Source organism: Streptomyces sp. NPDC087844, from assembly GCF_044742785.1.
Lineage (GTDB): Bacteria > Actinomycetota > Actinomycetes > Streptomycetales > Streptomycetaceae > Streptomyces.
This window is the reverse complement of sequence record NZ_JBIUVD010000005.1, coordinates 106,144-121,124: the sequence shown is the minus strand read 5'-3', so window position 1 is coordinate 121,124 and position 14,981 is coordinate 106,144. Positions and strand designations below refer to the sequence as shown.

The window sequence follows — 14,981 nt, the reverse complement described above, 5'->3', positions numbered from 1 at the left end:
GGCCGAGCCAGGGAGCGGCGCTCCCATGATGAACGCTCCGCTCCCGTACGTGGCCGCGCGGACCCACAGTGGGTGGCGGACCGCCGACGGAGGAGAACGCGATGACGACGGAGAACGCCATGAGGACACGAACCCTGGGCAGCACAGGCCCGGCAGTCTCCGCGCTGGGGCTGGGCGCGATGGGGATGTCGGGCGCCTACGGCGCGGCCGACCGGGCCGAGAGCATCGCCACCGTGCATGCCGCGCTGGAGTCCGGAGTCACACTGTTCGACACCGCCGACTTCTACGCGATGGGCCACAACGAGCTGCTGCTCGCCGAGGCGCTGCGCGGCCGGGACCGGGACAGCTACCGGCTGAGCGTCAAGTTCGGCATGCTGCGGGGACCGGGACCGGGGTTCGGCGGGCACGACGGCCGTCCCGAGGCGGTGAAGAACTTCCTGGCCTACTCGCTGACCCGGTTGGGCACCGACCACATCGACATCTACCGTCCGGCCCGGCTGGACCCGGCCGTGCCCATCGAGGAGACGGTGGGCGCGATCAAGGACATGATCGACGCCGGACACGTACGGCACCTCGGCCTCTCGGAGGTCGACGCCGCGACGGTCCGCCGGGCGCACGCCGTGCATCCGGTCGCAGACCTGCAGATCGAGTACTCGCTGATCTCCCGCGCGGTGGAGACGGACGTCCTCCCCGCGCTGCGGGAACTCGGCATCGGACTGACCGCGTACGGCGTGCTCGGCCGCGGCCTCATCTCCGGGCACTGGTCCGCCGGCCATGCCGCGGGGCCCGGTGATGCCCGCGGCTTCAGTCCGCGGTTCTCCGGCGGCAATGTGGAGCACAACCTCACCCTTGTGGAAGCACTGCGCCGGATCGCCGAGGCGAAGGGGTGCACCGTCGCCCAGCTGGCCATCGCCTGGGTGGCCGCACAGGGCGAGGACATCGTGCCGCTGGTCGGCGCCCGCACCCGGGAGCGGCTGGCCGAGGCGCTGCCCGCCCTGCGAGTGGACCTCACCGCGGACGACCTGGCCGAGATCGATAGGGCGGTGCCGCCGGGGGCTGCGCGAGGTGACCGATACCCCTCCGCGTTCATGTCCGGCCTCGGCGTGGGTAACTGACTCCTGGAAGGCCGGCCGGAACGGCGTTCAGCCGGCGCCGGCGTCGGCGCCCAAGGCGAGGAGTTCCGGCGCGGCCCGCGTCAGCGGCCAGGTCGCACGTGGTGGTGCAGGTGAGGGTGGCCGTGTGTCCGCGGCCGTCGAGCGCGGTGACCTTGTCCAGGGCGCAGGGCCCGGCCCGTATGCCGAAGCGGACGACCCGGCCGGCGGCTGTACCGGGGGTGGCGGACACCCGGCCGCGCAGCGGCAGAAGGAGGTGCCAGCCGGTCCTCGGGCAGCGCGGCGAGCAGCGGTACGGTCGCCAACGCCTGCCATGCCGCTGGGGATCGAGCTGGTTCTCACCGCTTCTCCGGAACGTCTTGCCGCACGTCCGGCGCACCGCTCGTGCCACGCGGAACCAGGACGCATCCTCGACGCGGACCCGTACTACTACCGCACGCGGGGTGTGGAGGTGGCGGGCGTCCGGGAGTGGGCACCTGTGGCCGGATAGGTGAGCTGATCGGGTGGCAGGCGGTGCCGGTTCCAGGCCCATACGGGGGCCCGGGGCCGTGCGCGGGGGTGCCGGCTCGCAGGACCGTGTGGGTGGCGCCGCCGCTGAGAGGCGTGGAGCGGCCCCGTCGCAGGTAGAAAAGGTGCGCGGCCATGCCGTGTCACTGCCGCGGTCCCTGGACGGGACCGCCCCCTCCCGCCATCCGCATCCAGCCTCTGCACGGAAGGATCCCCCCATGCGCGTTTCATTGATCACGAAGGCCGCGTCCCTGCTCGGTGCCGTCGCTCTGGCCGGTGGAGGACTGCTGTTCTCCGGCACCGCACGGGCCGACGAGGAGCGGACGTTCGACTGCCAGATGGTCTACGTCTTCGGCAACGGGTCTTCCGTGGAGGGCTACGACTGCGGGGAGCCGCTCACCTACGACGGGCCCGGCAAGGTCCGGTACTTCAACGGGTCCGGCGGCTGGACGTGCAAGAACATCAGCGTGCGGCCGGATTCCGAAGGGGGCACCGAAGCGGTGTCGGTCCTGAAGGCGACGGGCTGCACATCGGACGGCTATCCCGGCCGCACCCTTTCCTGACCGTCCGCGCGGCCTCCCGACGGCGAGCGACGGCGACCGATGGCGCGGGTCCGGCGTACTGGCCGTAGGGCGGCAGGTGACCACACGTCAAGGCGGCACGCGCCGTTCCAGGGACGCTCCTCCTGTCCTGGACGGTGCCCGCCGGGCAACTGACAGGGCGTCATGCCCAGGCCGCGGGGCAGTCCACGCGACGCGGTTCGCATCATGGTCGTTGTTCCCTGGTGGTAGGCGGTTTCGCGGTGTAGCGTCATCGTCAGATGTCGTGGTTCGCAGTACCTGCCCGCGCTCCGGTGCGGGCATTTTGCTGTGCAGTGCAGGACCAGGGCGATCACCTCCGGGCCCACGCGGTGTGGGTCCGATATCGACTGGAAGGCACCAGCATGGCCAAGGGAACTGTCAAGTGGTTCAACGCCGAGAAGGGCTTCGGCTTCATCGAGCAGGAGGGCGGCGGACCGGACGTCTTCGCCCACTACTCGAACATCAACTCCTCGGGTTTCCGTGAGCTCCAGGAGGGCCAGGTCGTGAACTTCGACGTCACGCAGGGCCAGAAGGGCCCGCAGGCGGAGAACATCACGCCCGCCTGATCTCGCGGTCGGACGGCGGCGGCCCCCGGAACACCTGTTCCGGGGGCCGCCGTGTTTCCCTGCGGCCTCATGGCACGCGCCGCAGCGACGCCGCCAGGAAGTTCACCGCCTCATTCAGTCGAAGAGGATGTCCAGCACGAGGCCGACAAGACCGCCGACCTCCTCGTTCCGGTCACGGTCGTCGGACGACTGCGAACGGCTGTCCTTGCAGAGTCGGCCCGTCTGCCCGGAGGAGTCGTGCGAGAAGAGCAGGCGGCAGTCGGCGGCAACCGGAGCGGCGGTCCGAGTGGTGGCCTGAGCGGTGGGAACGGTCGCGAAGACTGCTCCGGTCACGCAGAGAACCGTGAGTGAAGCGCGCGCGAGCATGCGCATGGACTTCCCCTTTGCGTAGTGGAAGAGGCGCTGATGGCCTCTGACCTCGCGATCTTCGCCGCTGTCGCAGACCGGTCGCGCTGCCCACGCCGGACTCCCGCCCGCTTGTCACCCGGTTCGCGTACGAGCCGAAGGGCCTGTTCAGACACCGACTGAAGCGCTGCTGGACGCGTAAGGCCCGCGGGCATTGCCGCGCGCCGGGTGCTCTGGGCGGCATGGAGACTCGGCACAGACGCACGCGGATGCGGGCGGTGACGGCAGGTGTCAGCGCTCCATGATCCGCATCTGGGCCTCGGTGTGCGTGTCACCGGCGGCCGGAGGCAGGCCGGTGAGCCGGGCGAGTTGCTCGTCCGTGAGGCGGACGGCGTCGGCGGCGGTGTTCTCCTCGACGCGGGCCACCCGCCGGGTGCCGGGGATGGGCGCGATGTCGTCGCCCTGCGCCAGCAGCCAGGCAAGGGCGACCTGGGCCGGGGTGACGCCGATCTGTACGGCGACGGCGGCGACCTGGTCGGCCAGGCGCAGGTTGTGCTGGAAGTTCTCGTCGGTGAACCGGGGGTTGTCCGCACGGAAGTCGGTGGGGTCGAACTGGTCGGTGGAGCGGATCGTGCCGGTCAGGAAGCCGCGCCCGAGAGGGGAGAAGGGGACGAAGCCGATGTTCAGTTCGCGCAGCACGGGCAGCACACGGGCCTCGGGGTCGCGGGTGAACAGCGAGTACTCGGACTGGACAGCGGTGACGGGGTGCACGGCGTGGGCGCGGCGGATGGTGTCGGGGCCGGCCTCGGAGAGCCCGATGTACCCGATCTTGCCCTCGGTGACGAGCTCCGCCAGGCACCCGACGGTGTCCTCGATCGCGGTGCCGGCGTCGACGCGATGCTGGTAGTACAGGTCGATGTGATCGGTGCCCAGGCGCTTGAGTGAACCTTCGACGGCGGCGCGGACGTTCTCCGGGCTGCTGTCCGTCGCCCCCGGGCGACCGGTGTGGGAGATCAGGCCGAACTTGGTCGCCAGCACGACCTGGTCCCGGCGGCCCTTCAAGGCGCGGCCGACGAGTTCCTCGTTGACGTACGGGCCGTAGACCTCGGCGGTGTCGATGAAGGTGACGCCCAGTTCCAGTGCGCGGTGGATCGTGCGGACGGACTCCGCGTCGTCGGCTCCGGCGCCGGTGTAGCCGTGCGACATGCCCATCGCACCCAGACCGATCCGGGCAACGTCCAGGTTTCGCAGTTTGATGTGCTTCATCACTGTTCCTCATCTCGTGGTCCGTCGACGCGCCGAGGTCCATTCTCCGGCAGGGAGCCACGAGGTGCCCCTTCACCCAGGGCCGCGCCGGCCGGTCGGCCCGGGTCACATCGCTGAGTCCAGCCGTTGGCGCTGGTCGGCGGTCAGGTCCAGTGACACCCCCGCGAACGCCTCGTCCAGTTGCTCGACCGTGCTGACACCGACGATCGGCGTGACAGCCGGGTTCCCTCCGGTCAGCCATGCCAGCACCACCCGGTTGCGGTTCGTGCCGGTCTCGGCGGCCACCTCGTCGAGCACCGTGAGGCGGCGGGCGGTGCCGGGGTGGTCGTACTCCGCGGGCAGGGGCTTGTCCGCGCGGGTGTAGCGGCCGCCCAGCAGCGGCGTGTACGCCCACAGGGCCATGTCCGGGTGCTGCTCCAGGTAGTGGAGCACCTCATCGGTGACCGCGCCGAACCGGTGCACCACGGAGGGCCGGGTCGCGGGGCGCGGTTGCAGGTACGTGTGGTGCTGCTGCACCGCGGTGAAGCCGGCGCCGCCGTTCGCCCGTGCGAGCTGCCGGGCCCGCTCGACCAGCCAGACAGGGTAGTTGGAGCAGCCGAGACGACCGACCGTACCCGCGGACACGAGTTCGTCGAAGGCGGCCACCGTCTCTTCCAGCGGGGTGACCGGGTCGGGCTTGTGGGCCCAGTACAGCTCGACGTGATCCGTACCCAGCCGTCGGAGGCTGCCCTCGATCCCGCTCTTGACGGCCCCGGCCGAGAGACCTTCGGCCGTCTCCGGGAACCGTCCGGCCTCGGTCGGCTCGCAACCCACCTTGGTGCTGATCCTGACACGGTCACGGACGCCCGGCCGGCTCGCCAGCCAGCGGCCGAGCAGCGACTCGCTCTGCCCGCCGAATCCGCTCGGATCCTCCCAGAACGAGTAGCAGTTGGCGGTGTCGATCCAGACGCCTCCGGCGTCCACGAAACGGTCGAGGAGCGCGAACGACTGTCGCTCGTCCGCGGTTGTGCCGAACAGCATGGCCCCAAGGACCAGGTTCTTCATCATGTCCCCGACGCTAGGCGGATTCGGATCGGCGGTACGCTCCAATCCTGTGACCGTTTCCCAGACCAATCTCGCGTGGGCGACCCTGCTGGACGTCGGGCCCGCGGACGGCGGGCGGCGCCGTCTGCACGATCGCCTGGCTCGCGCGCTGCGCACCGCGATCCGGGACGGCCGACTGGCGGAGGGCGCCGCCGTGCCTCCGAGCCGCGCGCTCGCGGAGGAACTCGGCTGTTCACGTTGGGTCGTGACGGAGGCGTACGGGCAGCTCGTCGCGGAGGGATACCTCTGTGCCCGGGTGGGCTCCGCCACCCGTGTCTCGTGGTCACCCGACACCGCGCCGCCGCGCTCTCGCGCGCCGCGCCCACCGGCACGGCCACCGATCCGCTACGACCTCGCGCCAGGCCTGCCCGACCTGCGGGCGTTTCCCCGCCGTCGCTGGGCGGACGCCGTCCGGACGGTCACCGGCTCGGCCGTCCACTACGACCTCGGCCTGCCCGACCCCGCCGGACACGCGGAACTGCGTACCACCGTCGCGCAGTACCTGCGGCGCTCGCGCGGCGCGGACGCGCACGACGGGTCGGTGTCGGTGTGCGCGAGCGTCACCGACGGTCTGGTACGCACCTGTCGGGCCCTGCGCGCCGAGGGTATCGAGGACCTGGCCGTGGAGGACCCGGGCTGGGGGCGGTTGCGGGACGCCGCGACGAGCGCCGGTCTACGCGTACACCCGGTGCCCGTGGACCATGACGGCCTCCGTGTCGCCGACCTCGCGCGTACGCCCGCCCGGGCCGTCGTCGTCGGCGCGGCACACCAGTTCCCCACCGGGACGGTGCTGTCCCCGGCACGCCGGGCACGTCTGGTGCGCTGGGCCCGCGCGGTGGACGGGTTCGTCGTCGAAGACGACTACGACGCCGAGTTCCGCTACGACCGCCATCCGGTCGCCGTCATGCAGGGGATGGATCCGAGCCGGGTCTTCCTCCTCGGCTCGGTCAGCAAGACGCTGTCGCCGGCCCTCGGCCTGGGCTGGTTGGTCGCGCCCGCCGCGATGACCCCGGTACTCCGGGCGGCGAACCCCGTCGCCGCCGCGCCGCCCGTGCTCGATCAGCTCGCGCTCGCCACCTTCATCGACCGCGGGTGGTACGACGCCCATCTGCGCGCGGCGCGGCGGCGGTTCCGGACCCGCCGCGACCTGCTGGTGCGGACGCTCGGCGAACAGGTGCCGCAGGGCCGGGTCGCAGGCACGGCCGCCGGGCTGCACATCCTGCTGCACCTGCCGGACGACACCGACACCCGCGGGGCGGTCCGGGCCGCCGCCGCCGTGGGACTGCGCCTGGCGGACCTCGACGACTACCGCACGAACCGGCCGGTGGAACGGGCGCTCGTCCTCGGGTACGGCAACATCGGTGACACGGAGATTCCACCGGCCGTCACTCTCCTGCGCGAAGCGCTGCGTGCGCCTACGGCGTCGCGTGCGGGCGCAGGACCATGAGCGAGTCCTCCGAGGCCGCCACCATGGCGAAGGGGAACCGGTCGAGCTCAAGACAGAGCGCGACGTCATCGGGATGGACTCCCTGACGGATGCCCTCCGCCAGTTCGACGGCGGCGCGCGAGGCGGCGGCGCGGCGGAGGAACTCCGCGGGATCCGTCCCGGCCCCGGTGGCCCGTCGGGCGATGTACTGAGCACACGCCAGGTCCTCCTCGGCCCGCCCGTCCTCGCCGGTGACCACGAACGTGACACCGGCGGTGTCGTGCGTCCGCAGGAACTGAGCCGTCGCCTCCGCCACCACGAAGCCGGCGCACAGCACCAGCCGCGCCCCCTTGACCGCGAGGGCGCCGACCGTCCCTGCCGTGGTCTTCTGCACAACGGTCCGTCCGTCGAGGTCGATGGAGCGCAGCAGCCCCGGCGAGTTCACGGCGTCGAACCCGGGCGCGGGCGGGCCGTCCTTGAGCGCCACCCGGTCCGGGTGACGAGCCTTGAGCGCCAGGGCCTCGTCCAGCGACTCGGCGAGGATGATCCTTTCCGCACCCTGGGCGAAGGCCCAGGCGGCCACGGTGTACGCACGCATGACGTCGACCACGACCGCCACGGACGGGGTTTCGACCAGGTCCGCGATGCCGGAGAAACGAGTGTCCATTCCGAGCATGATCGTGCACGCCCGACGCGGAGCCGCCGGAGAGTGAGGGGCATCACATCGACAGCCCGGGGGCCCGGGGAGTCCGGGGCCATGGTGCGGTGACGCTGTCCGGGCTAAGGGCTGTCCCGTAATCCCCGGTGGATCAGCGCGCGGCGTCAGATGCGGTGCATCGCAAGGCGGAGGGTCGTCCTCATACTGGGCGTATTCGGGCGATCCGACAACGCAGCGAGGTGCCGTAGCTGTCGTCGTGCGCCCGCCGGGGATTACGGGACAGCCCTTAGGTGCGCCGGCGCTCCGTGCCCTCTCCCGCTGTCGAGGCCTCGGCCGTTCCCGCGGACTTCGTGATCGTCTCGGAGCGGGGGCCGCCCCGGTCCATGAGGCCTCCGGTGAAGGCGAGCCCCAGGCCCGCCACGGCGAGGGCCGCGCCGATGAGGTTGGGCGAGGCCCAGCCCCAGCCGGCCGAGATGACCAGGCCGCCGAGCCAGGCGCCGCCCGCGTTGGCCAGATTGAAAGCGGAGTGGTTGGAGGCCGCCGCCATGGTCGGAGCGTTCTTCGCCTTGGCCATGAGGAGCATCTGGACGGGTGTGGTGATCAGTGAACCCATCGCGCCGATGAAGGTGATCGTGATCAGGGCGGGCACGGTGCTGTGGACGGTGAAGTAGAACGTCACCAGCGCCGCGGCGAGAAGAGCGAGTCCCCCGTACAGCGTCGGCCGCAGCGCACGGTCCGTGAGTGGGCCCGCGAGCAGTGTGCCGCCGGTCATGCCGACACCGTAGAGCGCGAGAACCAGCGTGGTCGAAGTGTCGGATATGCCCGTCAGGTGCGTGAGCATCGGCACCAGGTAGCTGTAGACGGCGAAGAACCCGCCGAATCCGACGACAGCCGTGGCGAGCCCGATCGCGACCTGCCGGTTGCCCATCGCCCGCAGCTCGTGCCGGATGCCGGACAGCTGCCCGCGTGGCTGGTGAGGGACGAAGAGGGCCAGCGCGACCAGGGCCAGGAGGCCGATGACGGCGACCGTCCAGTAGGCGGAGCGCCAGCCCAACTGCTGCCCGAGGGCCGTGCTGGCCGGTACGCCGACGATGTTCGCGACGGTCAGCCCGAGGAACATCTTCGAGACGGCGCGTGCCGCCCGGTCGGGAGCGACGAGCCGTGAGGCGACAACCGCTCCCACGCCGAACAGAGCTCCGTGCGGCAGGCCCGACAGGAAGCGCGCGGCGAAGAGCAGGCCGAAGTTCGGGGCGAGCGCGGACGCGGCGTTGCCTATCACGAACAATCCGGTCAGGAGCAGCAGCAGCCGTTTGTGGGGGACGCGCGCGCCGATGCCCGTGAGGACGGGGGCGCCGACGACGACCCCGAGCGCGTAGGCGGAGACGAGATTGCCGGCCTGCGGCACGGACACGCCGACCCCGTCGGCGATCTGGGGCAGCAATCCCATGGTGGCGAACTCGGTGGTGCCGATGCCGAACGCGACAACGGCAAGGGCCAGCAGGGCCAGGGGCATGGTGCGGGAGACCTTTCACAGACAGGGTCCGGTGATGGGAGGCGAGGTCGGGCCCGGAGACGTTTCCCCGCTCCCGTGGCCCGTCGCGCTGAGCACCATTGCCCGGCAGCCCCAGAACCGGGCAAGCCTATAAGAAGGTGACAGGGCATCTGACCTAGGCGTTCGGTGCCCTGGGGTGCTCCCCGTGACCCGCCGTTTACGCACTGTTGACTGCCGTGACACCCCGTATCCCAACGTGATCGGGCGTAACCGGATGTGACCGGCGTTGTCCGAACGCGACCGGCGCCAGGGCTAGACTGCAGCAACCGAATGGCCCCTGCCCTGCGTGTAGTTGATAGCTGAGCGCACCTGGGGTGGTGCGGGGTGCCGATCGGGCAGAACATGTCCGGGCGCTCATTCGTTCATTCATGCCCGAAAACAAGGGAGATCGGCCCCGATGGACCATGAGGACGCAGTGTCCCCGGACGCGAGTCCGGAGCGGCTGGTCGCTGATCGCTACCGTCTGCTGTCCACCCTCGGCGAGGGCGGCATGGGAACCGTGTGGCGCGCTCGCGACGAGGTGCTGCGCCGCGAGGTCGCCATCAAGGAGGTGCGCGCCCCCTCCGGGCTGTCCACCGAGAAGATCCAGCGCATGTACACCCGCCTGGAGCGGGAGGCGTGGGCCGCGGCGCGTATCACCGCTCCCAACGTGATCACCGTCCACGACGTGGTCACCGACGGCGACCGCCCGTGGATCGTGATGGAGCTGGTCCGTGGCCGCTCGCTCGCGGAACTGATCAGTACGCAGGGCGCGTTGACCCCGCAGGAGACCGCGCGGATCGGCGTCGAGGTACTGAGCGCGCTGCGTGCCGCACACGCCGCCGATGTGCTGCACCGCGATGTGAAACCGGCCAACGTCCTGCTGGCCGACGACGACAGGGTGATCCTCACCGACTTCGGTATCGCCATGGTGGTCGGCGACACCGCGCTCACCATGACCGGCGAGGTCGTCGGTTCCCCCGAGTACCTCGCGCCGGAACAGGCCCTGGGCCGCGCCCTCGGCCCCGCCACGGACCTGTGGTCCCTCGGCGTCCTGCTCCACACCGCCGTGCAGGGACGTTCGCCCTTCCGGCAGACCAGCGCCCTGGGGACCCTGCGCGCCGTCGTCGACGACGAGCCCCCGTCCCCGCACCGGGCCGGCCCCTTGACCTCTGTCATCGACGGTCTCCTGCGCAAGGACCCCGCCGAGCGGGCCTCCGCCGAACAGACGGCGCGGGACCTGCGGCTGATAGCGGCCGGCGGCACGCCCGACGCCGACGTCACGGCGACGGAATCCACACCGACGGTGACAGTCGCCGCCCAGACCGGTACCGCGCAGACCGTCGCCGTCCAGGCCGGTACCGCGCAGACCGGCGGGGTGAGCCCCGCGGCGCAGTCCTCCTCGACGGACGCCACCTCGGACGCCACCCTCGACGCGCCCACCGAGGACCCCCGCCTCGCGACGCGGGCTCCGTCCTCGGACGTCACAGCGACGCGAGCCGCAGCCACGGAAGCCGCGGCAGCACGAACCGCGGTGACGCACGCCGCGGCGGCGCAGGCCGCGGCGACCGAAGCCACGTCGGCCGCGACCGTCTTCGCGCAGACCGGAGACGTACACACCACGGCGCGGTCCGCCTCCGCGGGCAGCACGTCGGAGACCGTCGTCGACGCGCCCGCCGGGCAGACGCACAGCGCACCGCAGGCCGCGCCCTTCGGTGAGACGACGACGGGCACCACCGGCGCGGCCAGTACAACCGGCACCTTTGGGCCCGCCCATCCGGCAGCGTCGCTCGCACCCCCGCAGGCTCCGCCGGCGTACTCGCTCCCGACGGAGAGCGGCCCGGTCACCGTGGAGACACCCGCCCCGGCCCAGCCGGGGCGCACCCGGCGCACGGGGTACCTGTTGGCGGCGCTGGCGACCGTGTCCGCCCTGCTGCTGGGAGGGCTGGGCTACGCCCTGACGCGTGACGACGAGGACCGGGCGGACGACAAGAGCCCCGGCGCGGAGACGAGTTCCTCCGCGCAGCAGGCACAGAACGGTTCCCCCTCCGCGGAAGGGGACGGCTCGGGCGCCGTGGCGCAGCCGCCGGTGACGGTGGCGGTCACGGGAACGAACACCACGTACACGGGAGCCTGCCCGCCACCGCAGGGGGAGGCTCCCGCGTTCACGGCCACCTTCGAAGTGACGGAGCTGCCCGTGCGGTTCACCTACCGATGGGTCTCGGCCGAAGGGAAGGTGGTCGACAAGACGTGGCGCGCGCTGACCTTCTCGGAAGGCGGCCCTCGCACCCACCAGGAGACGATACGTGTGACGACGTACGCGCACGAGGGGACGCTGGCGAGCGCGATGGGCGTGGAGATCAAGTCGTCGCAGCAGACCGTCTCCGACACGGTGCCGTTCACGCTGACATGCGAGTGACGGCCCGGGCGGCGGCCGTGCACCCTCGGCGCACCGCCGCCCGCTGACCGGACCGGTGCGGCCTGATCGCACCGGGGTTCCCTGCTTGTGATGGTCCAGTTGGCCCTCGTGCCGGACCGGCCGCCCGGTGCGGTCCCGCCCGGCATCGGGGCATGTCTGCAAGGAGTTTGAGTGTCGTCGGTCATCGTGGGACGCACGGGTCCCTTCAGCGGTCAGAGCGTGGTGCTGGGCACCGCCGCCCTGCGGTTCGGTCGCAAGAGCGACAACGATGTGATCATCGTCAGCACGAGCGCCTCCCGGCTGCACGCCGAGATCCTCGTGGAGGACGACACGTTCGTCCTCCACGACCGCAACAGCAGGAACGGCACCTACGTCAACGAACAGCGCGTCACCCGGCACCCGCTGGCCCCGGGTGACGTCATCCGGATCGGCGACGAGACCTTCCTGTTCGAGACGCAGGAGGCGCTGGAGACGGTCATGGACCTCTCCCGGCTCGACGTGCCGCGCCCCACGGCCCTGGCCAACCCCAGCGCGCTGCGCGTCACGATCGCCGGCGGGGGCCCGGTCGGGCTCGCCTTCGCCCTGCTGCTGGAAAACGCCCTGCAGGGACGGGTGTTCATCACCGTCTACGAGGGACGCTGGGTCAAGAACGGTACGACGGTGACCTGGAAGGACGAGGCGCTGGGCAACGTCCGCCGCCAGCAGGTCGTGACCATCCAGAGCCGGCAGTACCTCGCGCTGACCGAGGAGATGCAGTCCGCGCTGTTCGACGAGGGGCAGCACTACTCCGAGATGTGGCCCGTCGGTCCCGACTCCGTCGAAGGCCGGCCTCCCCGCAACATCCGGATCGCCTACGTCGAGGACCGGCTGCTGGAGCTGGCCAACAGCAAGTCGGCGATCCGGCTCGTGCCCAAGCGCTTCGACCTCTCGGAGCACGAGCAGCGGGTCGCCGACGACCATGTCCTGGCGATCTGCGACGGCGGCCGGTCCCGCACCCGCGAGCACTACGCCGACCGCTTCGGCGCGGCCGACGCGTCCATCTACTCCCTCGACGGCGAACACCTCCAGGACGTGGTGCTGGGGCTGCGGGTCAAGTCGCCGCTCACGGACCGGATGAGCGTCCTGCTGACCGTGTCGCAGAACAGGTTCCTGCTCAACTCGCTGCGCGGCGAGGGCTTCCTGAACATGAGGCTCACCCGTGAGGAGACCAAGGCCGTGGTCGGCATCGATCCCGTCCGCCAGGTCTTCGAGGAGTGCATCGCCGCACGCCCCTGTGTCATGAGCCGCCACGAGGACAACGAGTTCGTCTGTCCCACGCACGGCACCCTCTTCCTGCCCGCCCTGCTGCGCGGCTCGCCCCTGTGGAAGCGGATCCGGGAGGGACTCAAGCTGTTCGGTGTGGCCGAGGACGACCTCAGCGCCATCACCTCGTTCCGGCTGGACATGGTGCAGCGCCCCAGGTTCACGGCGCAGCTCACCCGCTCCACCGCGACGACCCCGGGAACGTACGGCTTCCTGCTGGGCGACGCCGCCAACGCCATTCACTTCTGGCCGGGGCGCGGACTCAACAGCGGCCTCGCCTCCGCCGTGTCCCTGACCCGCTCACTCAGCCGCACCTGGCAGGGCCGGCCGTTGCGCGACGCCGACTTCATCCGGCACGAGGCCGCGATGTCCATGCTGCAGTACCGGCACAAGAGCCGCGCGTGGAACGCCATGGTCACCACGGACGAACAGGGTGCCACCCGCGCGATCAAGGACATCATCGCCCGCAGCATGGAGCAGGACGGGACTCCGGTCGCCACCGCGGCCCGGGCCGACGGGCCCGAGGCCGAGGCGGAGCAGCCCGACCTGGACGCGCTGTTCGAGCGCATGCGCGCCATACGCGACCGGCTTGAGACCCGCCTTCCCGGCATGCCCTCCGACGGGGAACTGCGCGAACACCTCGCCACGCTCGCGCCGTCGACCCTGCGGACACTCCAGGAGAGCGGTGCGTGGGACACACTCATCGTCGGTGGTGAGGAGGCCGACATCGACCTCTTCTACCAGGCGGACGCCCCCATCTACGCTCCCCGCCCCGCGGACCCACGCGTGGCGGGACCCGACTCGGGTCCCCAGGCTCCCGTAGCCCTCGACCGGGCCTGACAAGGTCCGCCCGACCGGCGGAGGGGCCTACGGCCGGGCTCAAGGAGAACGAGTACCGCCGCGACTTCCCGCGGCGCCCGGGGCTCCTCGCCCCAGCAGGGCGAGGAGCGGTGCCGCGGGCAGGGGGTGGCGGGTGTGGCCGTACGGCCCCGTGGTCGTGGTGGCGGTGAGCAACGAGTTGAGCACGGCCTCCTCGACGGCGTCGAGGACGGCGACGAAGAGGGGGTCCAGCCGGTCGTCGGGCACCACGGCGGGCCCGGCGGGCGTGCCCAGGGGACGCGTGCCGAAGGCGAGGCCGTAGTCGCCGCTGCCGTGGCCGTACGCGGCCCCGACCCGGGCGAGTCCGTAGACGGCGCGCCGGGCCAGGCGGGTCAACTGGCGGGCGTCCAGCGGCGCGTCGGTGGCGACCACGACCATGCAGGAACCGGCCTCGGGCGCGGGACTCGTGGTGGAGCACGGGTCCGTGGTCGGTACGCCGACGTCGGCCGGCGTGACCACACGGCCCGACACCCGCAGCGTGCCGCCGAAGTTGGCCTGGACGAGCACCCCGAGGATCACGTCGTCCCGGCCGGCCAGTGGTACGCGTCGCGACGAGGTGCCGATGCCGGCCTTGAACCCCAGCGCGGTCATCCCGGTGCCCGCGCCGACGCAGCCCTCCACGACCGGCCCGCCGCACGCGGTGTCGAGCGCGGCCCGGACGTGTTCCTCGCGGACCGGACGTGAGCGGATGTCCGACAGGAGCCCGTCGTTGCATTCGCCCACGACCGGGTTCAGGCTCCGCGCCGCAGCCCCCTCGGGCCGCTCCAGGACCCAGCCGACCAGGGCGTCGGCGACCCTGAAGGCGGACAGGGTCGAGGTGAGCAGCACCGGTGTCTCCAGCGCGCCGAGTTCGGCGAGCTGCGTGGTGCCGAGCAGCTTGCCGTAGCCGTTGCCGGTGAACACCCCGGCGGGCAGCGGGCTGCCGGGCCCCACACCGTCCGGCACGATCGCGGTGACACCGCTGTGCACCCGCGGCGGCCGGACCAGCGTGGTGTGTCCGACGCGGACCCCGGGCACATCGGTCAGGGCGTTGTGCGTTCCCGTGGGCAGGTCACCGACGGAGATCCCCAGCTCACGGGCTCGACGGGAGATGACGGGCGGGGACGGATCGGGCAGTGACTCGCGCATGCCGGCACGCTATCGGGACGGCGTACGTCCCGGGCCGCTCGGCCCCTCGGGTGGTCCGTGCCCCGCTCAGGCGCGACGGCCGCGTGATTTTCGCGGACCGGTGCGTCCGAAAGCCCCGGCAGTCCGGAAACAAGGGTGGGGAGTGCGCCCGACGCCCGCTGACCGCTGGACGGAGCCG

13 protein-coding genes are annotated in these 14,981 nt (G+C 71.6%); 7 read left to right on the top strand and 6 right to left on the bottom strand.

The genetic code is table 11. The features are described from left to right. Nucleotides 1-119 precede the first annotated feature (119 nt). The 4 genes from ACIOKD_RS12460 to ACIOKD_RS12445 all read left to right on the top strand — a co-directional run bounded on the left by ACIOKD_RS12460 (nucleotide 120) and on the right by ACIOKD_RS12445 (nucleotide 2,766). The gene (locus ACIOKD_RS12460; RefSeq protein WP_402081946.1) at nucleotides 120-1,115 is read left to right on the top strand and encodes an aldo/keto reductase; all 996 of its coding nucleotides are present in this window, start codon (nucleotides 120-122) and stop codon (nucleotides 1,113-1,115) included. Nucleotides 1,116-1,425: 310 nt separating this feature from the next. Beyond that, on the top strand, nucleotides 1,426-1,602 hold the full coding sequence (locus ACIOKD_RS12455) for a hypothetical protein (RefSeq protein ID WP_402081943.1): 177 nt from the start codon (nucleotides 1,426-1,428) through the stop codon (nucleotides 1,600-1,602). A gap of 235 nt (nucleotides 1,603-1,837) precedes the next feature. After that, nucleotides 1,838-2,182, top strand: coding sequence for a hypothetical protein (locus tag ACIOKD_RS12450; RefSeq protein ID WP_402081940.1), 345 nt, complete (start codon nucleotides 1,838-1,840; stop codon nucleotides 2,180-2,182). A 380-nt stretch (nucleotides 2,183-2,562) separates the two neighbouring features. Next, entirely contained in the window at nucleotides 2,563-2,766 is a 204-nt protein-coding gene (locus tag ACIOKD_RS12445) for a cold-shock protein (RefSeq protein WP_402081936.1), read from the top strand. 114 nt (nucleotides 2,767-2,880) lie between these two features. Here ACIOKD_RS12445 and ACIOKD_RS12440 read toward each other — a convergent pair whose 3' ends face one another. From ACIOKD_RS12440 to ACIOKD_RS12430, 3 genes are all read right to left on the bottom strand, one after another. Further along, on the bottom strand, nucleotides 2,881-3,099 hold the full coding sequence (locus tag ACIOKD_RS12440; RefSeq protein ID WP_402081933.1) for a hypothetical protein: 219 nt from the start codon (nucleotides 3,097-3,099) through the stop codon (nucleotides 2,881-2,883). Between the two features lie 303 nt (nucleotides 3,100-3,402). Next, nucleotides 3,403-4,377, bottom strand: coding sequence for an aldo/keto reductase (locus ACIOKD_RS12435; RefSeq protein WP_402081930.1), 975 nt, complete (start codon nucleotides 4,375-4,377; stop codon nucleotides 3,403-3,405). A 105-nt stretch (nucleotides 4,378-4,482) separates the two neighbouring features. Beyond that, on the bottom strand, nucleotides 4,483-5,424 hold the full coding sequence (locus ACIOKD_RS12430; protein ID WP_402081928.1) for an aldo/keto reductase: 942 nt from the start codon (nucleotides 5,422-5,424) through the stop codon (nucleotides 4,483-4,485). A 46-nt stretch (nucleotides 5,425-5,470) separates the two neighbouring features. Here ACIOKD_RS12430 and ACIOKD_RS12425 point away from each other — a divergent pair, with 46 nt between their 5' ends. Further along, nucleotides 5,471-6,907 carry a PLP-dependent aminotransferase family protein gene (locus ACIOKD_RS12425; RefSeq protein WP_402081925.1) on the top strand — a complete coding sequence of 479 codons (1,437 nt, stop codon included), beginning with the start codon at nucleotides 5,471-5,473 and terminating at the stop codon, nucleotides 6,905-6,907. On the opposite strand, the gene ACIOKD_RS12420 is transcribed toward ACIOKD_RS12425, so the two are convergent. Together ACIOKD_RS12420 and ACIOKD_RS12415 are read right to left on the bottom strand one after the other, a co-directional pair. Then, the gene (locus ACIOKD_RS12420) at nucleotides 6,876-7,553 is read right to left on the bottom strand and encodes a 2-phosphosulfolactate phosphatase (RefSeq protein WP_402081922.1); all 678 of its coding nucleotides are present in this window, start codon (nucleotides 7,551-7,553) and stop codon (nucleotides 6,876-6,878) included. The two genes, ACIOKD_RS12425 and ACIOKD_RS12420, sit on opposite strands and share 32 nt — an antisense overlap. 277 nt (nucleotides 7,554-7,830) lie before the next feature. Further along, a complete protein-coding gene (locus ACIOKD_RS12415) occupies nucleotides 7,831-9,057 on the bottom strand; it encodes an MFS transporter (RefSeq protein ID WP_402081919.1) in 1,227 nt (408 codons plus the stop codon). 436 nt (nucleotides 9,058-9,493) lie between these two features. Here ACIOKD_RS12415 and ACIOKD_RS12410 point away from each other — a divergent pair, with 436 nt between their 5' ends. Together ACIOKD_RS12410 and ACIOKD_RS12405 are read left to right on the top strand one after the other, a co-directional pair. Continuing rightward, nucleotides 9,494-11,494, top strand: a complete 2,001-nt coding sequence (locus ACIOKD_RS12410; RefSeq protein ID WP_402081917.1) for a protein kinase — start codon at nucleotides 9,494-9,496, stop codon at nucleotides 11,492-11,494. A gap of 171 nt (nucleotides 11,495-11,665) precedes the next feature. Continuing rightward, complete coding sequence (locus ACIOKD_RS12405) at nucleotides 11,666-13,636, top strand: FHA domain-containing protein (RefSeq protein ID WP_402081914.1); 1,971 nt, start codon at nucleotides 11,666-11,668, stop codon at nucleotides 13,634-13,636. Nucleotides 13,637-13,675: 39 nt separating this feature from the next. Here the strand turns inward: ACIOKD_RS12405 and ACIOKD_RS12400 are convergent, their stop codons facing one another. Further along, on the bottom strand, nucleotides 13,676-14,803 hold the full coding sequence (locus ACIOKD_RS12400; protein ID WP_402081911.1) for a P1 family peptidase: 1,128 nt from the start codon (nucleotides 14,801-14,803) through the stop codon (nucleotides 13,676-13,678). Nucleotides 14,804-14,981 lie beyond the last annotated feature (178 nt).